This is a genomic window from Cyclobacterium sp. 1_MG-2023 (genome assembly GCF_030546805.1).
In the GTDB taxonomy this organism is placed as follows: Bacteria; Bacteroidota; Bacteroidia; order Cytophagales; family Cyclobacteriaceae; genus Cyclobacterium.
Window position 1 is genome coordinate 20920 of record NZ_JAUOPC010000024.1, and the last position, 9007, is coordinate 29926.

A 9007-nucleotide genomic window follows, 5' to 3' on the forward strand; every position below is an offset into this window, starting at 1 on the left:
CCACTCATTTTTAGCCCGAAATTCAGCTCCAAAAATCAAATGATGGTAAAGGAAATGACATATTATCCCAAAGCCTTGTCCATCATTTGAAATAAGATTTGACAGCCTTGATTTTTTGGTTCGTTTTTCATCAAGCCTTGCCCTGATATATAACCCACTCAGAGTCTGTCCTGAAGCAAAGTGACTCAGGGGAAAAATGAACAGTGGGAATAATGACAAATTAACCAGTCAGGTGAAATTTTCATTCCATGGTCAAATTATATCTTATAAAACGGCCATCAAGGAGATTTTGTCAGCATTGTTGCAAAAAAAAAAATGGCAACAATGCCGCCAAAATCGGGATGTGCTTCATATGAATTTTACAAGGGGTTGACACCCCTTTCTACAAAAGTTTCACTCCTCCGGAGTTTTGTATTCGTAAAATTTGGGATTTAAAATAGGCATAGAAAGTAATGTTAACCTATAAGGGCTGGGGTAAACTTCCATTGATTTATGGGGATTTCTGTATTGACTAAAAGAGATAAATGGAATTCTAAGACCTCGGCAAAAGTAACATAGGACAGTTAACTTGAATTTAAGCCAATTTCTTTTTTATTCCGGCCTTATGGAAATTAGTAAAATGGATTGCTCAATGGCGTTAAGAACAAAAAAACTGTTTGACGCCTTTTCGGCGGAGTTTTTTTTTGTTTAGCCAGTGAGTATTCATTTTGCGTTAAGATTTACATACAGCCTTGACCTTTTTGGTTCGTTTTTGTGTCAAGACAAAAATGAACAGGAAGAGATAAGGGTAACCAGTAGTTTAAGCCTTTAAATCATATTAATAGGTTAATTTATACCTATTAATTATTTGAGTTAAATGAAACTCTGCTTGAACGATGATATAATAACCTGGCATAGCTTCCTTAGCTAAGCCCTAAATTATTGACGCAATAAATTTTTTTATGGACGCTATCTATTAATGGAGGTTGTGAGGATATACGGTGCCGGATGTAATATTTAAGTTAGAGAAAAGTTGTTTATAAAATCTGAAAGGACTCTTTTCACACTAATACAGAAATAGATGTATAAATTGTGAATAAAGAATAATTCGTGTCAAAGAGTTGTTAATCAATGGTTTTCCGTTTGTTGGAAAAGGATCTTTTTAAACATAAATGACCAAACAAATTCAGTAGGATTTAAGTTAACTGAGGGTGAAAAATTGTAGTAAGTTTTACCATTTTATGAAATGAATCCCGAATTGTGCTTTATAGAATGGCATAAAATTTATGCATTATATAAATATAAATTATCAATTAGTTTGGATTCCATCGATTAAAACAGAACGGGTATGATTACGACAGCCAATGAGATAAAAGTTGCCAATGATATTGTGGCAACGATAGGAGAGACTCCCCTGGTGCGTTTGGACAAACTTTTTCCGAGCAGCGGGGCATCCTTCTATGGGAAATTAGAAGCGGCCAATCCTTCAGGGAGTCTGAAGGACAGAACCTCGATTTTTATGCTCAAAAGAGCACTTGAAGAAGGAGAAATAAAAAAAGGAGATACCATTATTGAATCCAGTTCCGGCAATATGGCTTTGGGCCTTGCCCAAGCCTGTATCCATTATGGCTTAAAATTAATCGTGGTGGTAGACCCAAATTTGAATGCCCATACCGAGAAACTACTGAAGGCCTATGGCGCCCATTTGGAATACGTCAAAGAACCTACTAAAAAGGGAAGTTTCCTTGCCGCCCGCCTGGATAGGGTACAAGAGCTTTTGCAAGACATACCCAATAGTTTCTGGACCAATCAATATGGAAATCCTAACAATCCCTTGGCGCATTATAAAACCATTGAGGAAATATTGAGAGACTTGGGTGGAGCTGTGGATTATCTTTTTGTTTCCACCAGTACCTGTGGGACTTTGATGGGTTATGCAAATTATATTGCAGAGAATAATCCTTCTACCAAAATAATAGCGGTGGATGCCATCGGAAGTGTCTTGTTTGGAGGAAAGGCAGCGCCACGATTAATTCCCGGACATGGTGCAGGAGTGCAGTCACAGTTTATCGATAAGAAAAAATTTGAAGGGCATATAAAGGTAAGTGACCTGGATTGTGTAGAAGGCTGCTGGTCCCTGCTTAAAAAAGAAGGGGTGCTATGTGGAGGATCTACGGGGGGAGTAATTGCTGCCATCAACAGGTATATCAAATACATCCCCAAAGACAGCAATTGTGTGTTTCTTTTGGCAGACAGGGGAGAGCGGTATTTAGATACCATTTATAATATGGATTGGATAGCGGAGCATTTCCCAAAAAGAAAAACGAAATTAAATTCTTCCATTGGATGGTAAAGGCAGTGCAAGCGGAGGAGCAAGCAGTTTCTAATATAGCCATCGTGGGCTTCGGACCCAAGGGGTTCTATGCTTTTGAACGCTTGGTGGCGCAGTTGAAAGCCCTGAAAATCCAAGATCCGGTTGCAATACATCTTTTCAATCAAAATGAGTTCTTTGCAGCGGGTAATGTTTACCGTCCCGATCAGCCATCATATCTGCTGATGAATTATGCAAATAGCAATATCAATTGCTGGACGGATGAGGAACCGCCGGCCATTCTTGAAAATACTCCGGACTTTGTAAGCTGGCTACGAATCCAACCTGCGTATTCAAGTGAGGCAAAACCTGAAGCCTTTGCCCCCCGAGCGAGGGTAGGTACTTATTTGATGGAAAGTTTTACTCGTCTGTGTAGTCATTTGCCAGATAATATTGAGCTGGTAAAACATGTACGAACGGTTACGGATATTAAAAGGATAGGTAAAAAATACCGACTTTTTACCGGAGGGAATAAACCGAATGCCTATCCGGAATTTGATAAAATTATTTTGACCACCGGACATTTAGGATGTGGGGCCGGCTTTCTGGAAGAAAACCTTTCCAATCACTATATAGATTTTGTTTACCCTACTCAGCGGGCTTTAGGACATATTGAATCCGGTGCAAAGGTGGCGATAAAAGGATTTGGTCTCACATGTATTGATGCCCTATTAGCCCTTACCGAAGGAAGAGGTGGGGAGTTTTCGGTGAATAAATCGGGTAAAATGACCTATAAGCAATCAGGAAAGGAGCCCGGTAAAATTTATATCTATTCCAGAACAGGCCTTCCCATGATGCCGCGTACAGGCCATACAGAAATAAAGCAGCCACTTGTTTTTTTCACGGCAGACCGAATGGCAGCTCTTAAGGACTCCAAGCCTGTTTCCTTCGGTAAGGCCATCCTTCCCTTGATTATCAAAGAATGTACCGTAAGTTATTACCGGGTGCTTTTTAAGCATTACCGATGGAGATTGCTGGCGCTACCAAAATTTGAAAGTATTCGTGAGCAGATTGAAGTTTTTCACCACTACCATCCTGAAGCCAAAAGGTTTAATTGGGAAAAATTATTGGATCCCTTTACCGACCAAGCTCAATTGACCCATGGAAAAGTTGCAGACTATATTGAAAAGTTACTTGTGGAAGCCGAAAAAGGACCGGAGGAAAGCCCTTTAAATGCAACTTTTGCTACCTGGCGAAGGATAAGTGCAGTATTCAATGAAGGCTACAGTTTTGGCGGGCTGGATGCTGCTTCCCATCAATTGTTTGACCACAATTATTTTGGTCTTTTTAACCGTATCGCTTATGGTCCCCCGGTAAAGAACCTAAAAAAAATACTGGCACTTGCCAATGCAGGTATAGTGGATTTCGGTTTTGTGAAAGGGTCCATTTTTAAAATTGATGGATCTGGTGAGAACTATGGTGTATTGAAGGTAGGTGGTCAGAAAGAGCAAGCCACCGACTACCTGATCAATGCTCGAATTCCCAGAAATAATGGGAATAACACCCCAAGTCTACTTTACCGTTCCATCTTGCAAAAAGGCATCGGTAGAAGATTCCAAAATACTAGTGGGGGCATTTATACACCCGGCTGTATGGATATGGATAGACAGGGACGATTGATTGCAGCAGATGGAAAAGTGAATGAAGGGATTGCCCTTTATGGCACGCCTACTGAGGGGCTGTGCTTGGACAATGATACCTTGTCTAGAAAACGAAATAATTTGGCTTCCCAATGGGCAAAAGATGTTGTCCAATTTATTGCGCTTAAAGAAACAGAAAAAAATTGTATTGAAAATGAATCCTAACTATACCAAAGGTAATCCGAATGCAGGCCTGACGCCCATTACTTCCCCATGGATGCACCGCATATTTGAAGACCAGAAAATCATCAAGGAACTGATTGAAAAGCATGGTTCCCCAATTAACCTGCATCACCTGCCCTCCTTTTCCGATAATATTGCTTCCTTTAAAAAGCTTTTTGAAAGCTATGAATTAAAGCATCAAATCTACTATGCACGCAAGGCCAATAAATCCAAATCCCTAGTAAAACAGGCTTTAGAGGTAGGCATAGGCGTGGATACAGCCAGCCAAAAGGAACTGGAGCAATCCCTCGCGCTGGGTGGAACAGGGAAAAACCTGGTACTTACTTCTGCCATTAAAACCAAGGAACAGTATGCCTTGGCCATACAAGCCCAAGTGCCGATTGTTCTGGACAATGAGGATGAATGTAAGCAAGCCCAAAGCATAGCAGAGGAACTGAATAAAAAGGCCATTGTGGGTATTCGCATAAGCGGTTTTACGGTAGAGGGAAACAAGCTTTACAGTCGTTTTGGCTTTGATATAGCTACCGTGGAGGCCTTTATTCTGGAAAATTTCGGGGAAAAAGGGCGTTTTAAAAACCTCTCTATTCAGGGTTTTCACTTTCACCTGGACGGTTATTCTACCCTTCAGCGTGGCAAAGCATTGTCTGATTGTTTAACCTTGGCCAAGCGACTCAAACCGGCGGGCTTCCCCATTGCTTTTATAGATATGGGTGGAGGGATATTGATGAACTACCTGGAGAGCGAGGAGCAATGGAAAGCCTTTGATCAGGCCTTGCAGGAAGGAGTAAAGAACAATAAGAATCCGCTAACTTTCAATGGTCATGGCTTGGGCTATGAAATGATCAACAATAAGTTAACAGGGAAGCTCAAAACCTATCCCTATTATAACAGCATCTATGGCACTACATTCTTAAAAGAGGTGCTGGATTATATGCATGCAGAAACTCAAGAAAGCAATGCCCAAAGACTAAAGGCCATGCAGGTGGAAATCCGGATAGAACCGGGCCGTTCTCTGCTTAACCAAACGGGAATGACCATAGCTAGGGTGGCGCATAGAAAACAGGATGCTAAGGGGCAGTGGTTGGTAGGATTGGAGATGAACATGAGTCAGATGATGAGTTCCAGTGAGGATTTTTTACTGGATCCCTATGTGATGTATGCGGGTAAATCAGAGTCAAACGCGCCTGTAGATGTGTTTTTCACTGGTGCCTATTGTTTGGAAAGAGATGTGTTGCTCAAGCGCAAAATCTCCCTACCCCAATTACCTGCCATAGGTGATTTTGTGGCTTTTGTAAACACCGCCGGCTATATGATGCACTTTTTCGAAACCGAAGCCCACCTTTTCGAACTGTCCCAGAATCTAAGTTTTAGCACTAAAGATAAGTTGGCGGTAGCTGATTTTACTGCGGATGATTTGATTGGGTAAGTTTTTTCCGTATTCAAAGTCAAAAGTACTGATTCATTTACAGCAAAATGTCCCATTTATTGATATAAATCGGGACATTTAGGCGGGTCATTTTTTTTAAATTGTCCCATTTATTTGCTATTTTTGGGACTATGGTAGATTTAGAAACAATAGAGAATAAGGTTAATAAAGGAGAAGTATTTTTTATTTCCGACTTTACCAACTTAGGTAATTATGAGGCTACACGTAAATCTTTGCAACGCTTAACAAAAGATGAATACATTGAACGAATTGCGAAAGGGATTTACTTTTTACCTAAAAAAAATGAGCAATTGGGCGTCATATACCCACATGCCGAACAAATTGCAAAAGCAATTGCCAAGCGTGATAAAGCAAGAATTATTGCCACAGGTTCTACAGCCTTAAACTTATTAGGTTTATCATCACAAATACCTTTGAAGGTAGTTTTCTTAACTGATGGCACAGCTAGAAAGATAAAAGTGGGTAAGCAAACCATTGAATTCAAAAAGACAAATCCAAAAAACCTTAGCATTAAGCACCAATTAACCAACCTGATAATTCAAGCATTGAAATCAATCGGTGAAAAGAATGTTACACAAGACCAACTTAATCATTTACAGAAAATAATCGACCAAAGTGGGGACCGAGAACTTGTTTATCAAAATCTAAAAAATGCACCTGTGTGGGTTCAGAAAAAAATTTTAGATAAATGAAGAACTGGCTTTCATTACCAAAAGAGTTGCAAACGGAATTGTTTACACAGATTGGAGTAAAAACAAATCTACCTCCACAAGCAGTTGAAAAAGATGCTTGGGTCACGCTAATGTTACGAATGTTATTTACCTCTAATTTGACTAATCATTTGATATTTAAGGGAGGGACTTCTTTGAGTAAAGCCTTCAATTTAATTCACCGATTTTCAGAAGATATTGACTTAGGGTTGGACCGAAAATATTTAGGTTTTGAGGGAGAATTATCGAAAGGACAAATTCGAAAATTGAGAAGGGTTAGCCATTCTTTCGTTTCTCAGGATTTGACTGAATTGCTCATAAAACAATTATTCCGGCACGGTGTTGAAGAGCGTTTATATGAAGTTGTAGTTGAAAACACACAGGTGTCTGACCAAGACCCTGAGACCATAATTATTAATTACCAATCGCTATTTGGAGAGATTGCCTATCTCCCAAAAAGGATTTTGATTGAGGTTAGCGCTAGGTCTTTAATTGAACCTAATCAAGAGGTCAATATCAAGTCGTTTATTGATGAACATTATCCTAAAACAGATTTTGCTGAAAGTGAATTTACGGTTCATGCGACCAATCCTCAAAAGACATTTTTAGAGAAGCTTATTTTATTGCACGAAGAATTTGAAAAACCAACGGAAAAAGTCAGGCATTTGAGAATGTCTAGACATTTCTATGGTATTGGACAAATACTGGATTCAGAATTTGGTAAAGAGGCATTGAAAAACACTAAACTTTTTGACAGTATTGTTGCCCATAGGAGTGTTTTAACACCCATGAAAGCAACAGATTACGAAACACTTACGTTGCAAAGTCTACGGATTATTCCACCACATGAGCATTGGGATAACTATAAATCCGATTACAGTGAAATGCAAAGAAACATGATTCATGGCGATTCACTTGATTTTGAGACACTGCTTAATAAAATCTCCGATGGATTGAAATAGCTCAAATATGATAATATTTAAACGAGGTGCTAGACTTGGAATCAGGAGTTGCTAAAAGCCTTAGGCCTGGAGATCAGAATAGAACCCGGCCGTTCCCTGCTTAATCAGACCGGAATGACCATAGCCAAAGTAGCGCATAGAAAACAGGATGCAAAAGGACAATGGTTGGTACGATTGGAGATGAACATGAGTCAGATGATGAGTTCCAGTGAGGATTTTTTACTGGATCCCTATGTGATGTATGCCGATAATGCGGATTCAAATGCGCCAGTCGAGGTGTTTTTCACAGGTGCCTATTGTTTGGAAAGAGATGTGTTGCTTAAGCGCAAAATCTCCCTGCCCCAATTACCTGCCATAGGTGATTTTGTGGCTTTTGTCAATACTGCCGGCTATATGATGCACTTTTTCGAAACCGAAGCCCACCTTTTCGAACTGTCTCAAAATTTAAGTTTTAGTAGTGAGCGTAAGTTGGCGGTAGCTGATTTTACTGCGGATGATTTGATTGGGTAAGGTTTTTTAAAAGTTTGACTATTATACCTATCTAACATATTATTTTTTGATTTATGTACAATATGCTTAGGTATAGTCTTTTAAAACCTCATTGGCTAAGGTGTATTGAACAGTATATTCCTGCAATTCAAAATATTTTTCTTCCGTTTAAGTAAAAGTGACTTTATGCTGTTTGAATTTTTGTCCTAAATAGTTAATTTGACAAAGAAAGATTTGCCTATAGCGTTGGGTGCATAGTGCGTATATACGCAACTCAACAGGTAAACATAGCTATATACACTTGTTACCTGCAAGCTGAAAAAAATCTGAACTATAAATGAACATACTGCAAAAAATAGCCAGAAAGATAATAAAACAGTCATTTGACCTTTCTGTTTCAACAATCGAATTCTTTAGCAAAATGGAACCTTATGAACAAAAGGTTTCGGAATTAAGAAATCTCGAAAACGGAACTTTAGGAAAAGAAATAGCTGAATGTCTTGACAACCATAATCTGACTTTAGTGCCAAAATACGAAAGCCACGATTTAAAACACGTTTTGCTTAATTACCAAATGACCGCTGAAGACGAAATCCGAATGCAAGCTTTTATGGTTGGAAATGGAAATTATTCTATTCCTTCATTTGCTATTTTGCTTTTCGGAGCAATTTTACTTCCAGACTTATGGCGGACTTTTTACTCGGACTTTAAAAAAGGAAAGAAATCTATCGGAATTTCGGAATGGACAATCGAAAAGTATGCTACTCGAAATCTGACTGAATTAAGAGCTGAATTATTAAAACCAGAATTTGAACAAAAATCAATATTTGATATGAAACGAGTTACTAAATTTGGAGCTTTTGCTTCATTAACAGCAGGGATTTTTGGAATGATATTCTGTTTACCATTTCTATTTTCATCGAATATGGCAGATTTAGTTGGTGCTGGATTTCCTTTTGTTGGTGGCGCAATATTAGCAGTTGGCGGACTTTTGGCCTTATCGAATTTATCACGACCGAATAAAAGCCAGCAGGTAACACCGTATAAAATTAATTGCTAGTTTCTAGACTACTTACGAAAGTCCTCGCGGACTTTCTATCTGTGATTTATTTGCTAAATTTAGTGCTTAAATCACGCAACTAATCTTATGTGTGCCGAGAGTAACGAACGGCTGAAAATCGTTACGCAACTGTTTATAAGATGGTGGAACCGACCCACCGGTGTTG

General features: G+C 39.1%; 7 protein-coding genes. All 7 read left to right on the forward strand.

Annotated elements, in window-relative coordinates; translation table 11 throughout:
* Nucleotides 1–1327 precede the first annotated feature (1327 nt).
* The 7 genes from sbnA (at nt 1328) to Q4534_RS23145 (ending at nt 8841) form a co-directional block, all read left to right on the forward strand.
* The gene (sbnA, locus tag Q4534_RS23115; RefSeq protein WP_303615530.1) at nt 1328–2332 is read left to right on the forward strand and encodes a 2,3-diaminopropionate biosynthesis protein SbnA; all 1005 of its coding nucleotides are present in this window, start codon (nt 1328–1330) and stop codon (nt 2330–2332) included.
* Entirely contained in the window at nt 2326–4155 is a 1830-nt protein-coding gene (locus Q4534_RS23120) for an FAD/NAD(P)-binding protein (RefSeq protein ID WP_303615531.1), read from the forward strand. Before sbnA ends, Q4534_RS23120 begins: the two co-directional genes overlap by 7 nt.
* Nucleotides 4145–5599 (forward strand): Y4yA family PLP-dependent enzyme, encoded by a 1455-nt coding sequence (locus Q4534_RS23125; RefSeq protein WP_303615532.1) that lies wholly within the window; start codon nt 4145–4147, stop codon nt 5597–5599. Before Q4534_RS23120 ends, Q4534_RS23125 begins: the two co-directional genes overlap by 11 nt.
* Before the next feature lie 131 nt (nt 5600–5730).
* A complete protein-coding gene (locus Q4534_RS23130) occupies nt 5731–6312 on the forward strand; it encodes a DUF6088 family protein (RefSeq protein WP_303615533.1) in 582 nt (193 codons plus the stop codon).
* Nucleotides 6309–7292, forward strand: coding sequence for a nucleotidyl transferase AbiEii/AbiGii toxin family protein (locus tag Q4534_RS23135; RefSeq protein ID WP_303615534.1), 984 nt, complete (start codon nt 6309–6311; stop codon nt 7290–7292). The genes Q4534_RS23130 and Q4534_RS23135 overlap by 4 nt, the downstream gene beginning before the upstream one ends.
* Nucleotides 7293–7406: 114 nt before the next feature.
* Nucleotides 7407–7802, forward strand: coding sequence for a hypothetical protein (locus Q4534_RS23140; protein ID WP_303615535.1), 396 nt, complete (start codon nt 7407–7409; stop codon nt 7800–7802).
* Nucleotides 7803–8118: 316 nt separating this feature from the next.
* Nucleotides 8119–8841: a hypothetical protein gene (locus tag Q4534_RS23145; protein WP_303615536.1), complete on the forward strand. Its 723-nt coding sequence runs from the start codon at nt 8119–8121 to the stop codon at nt 8839–8841.
* The last annotated feature ends 166 nt before the right edge of the window (nt 8842–9007 follow it).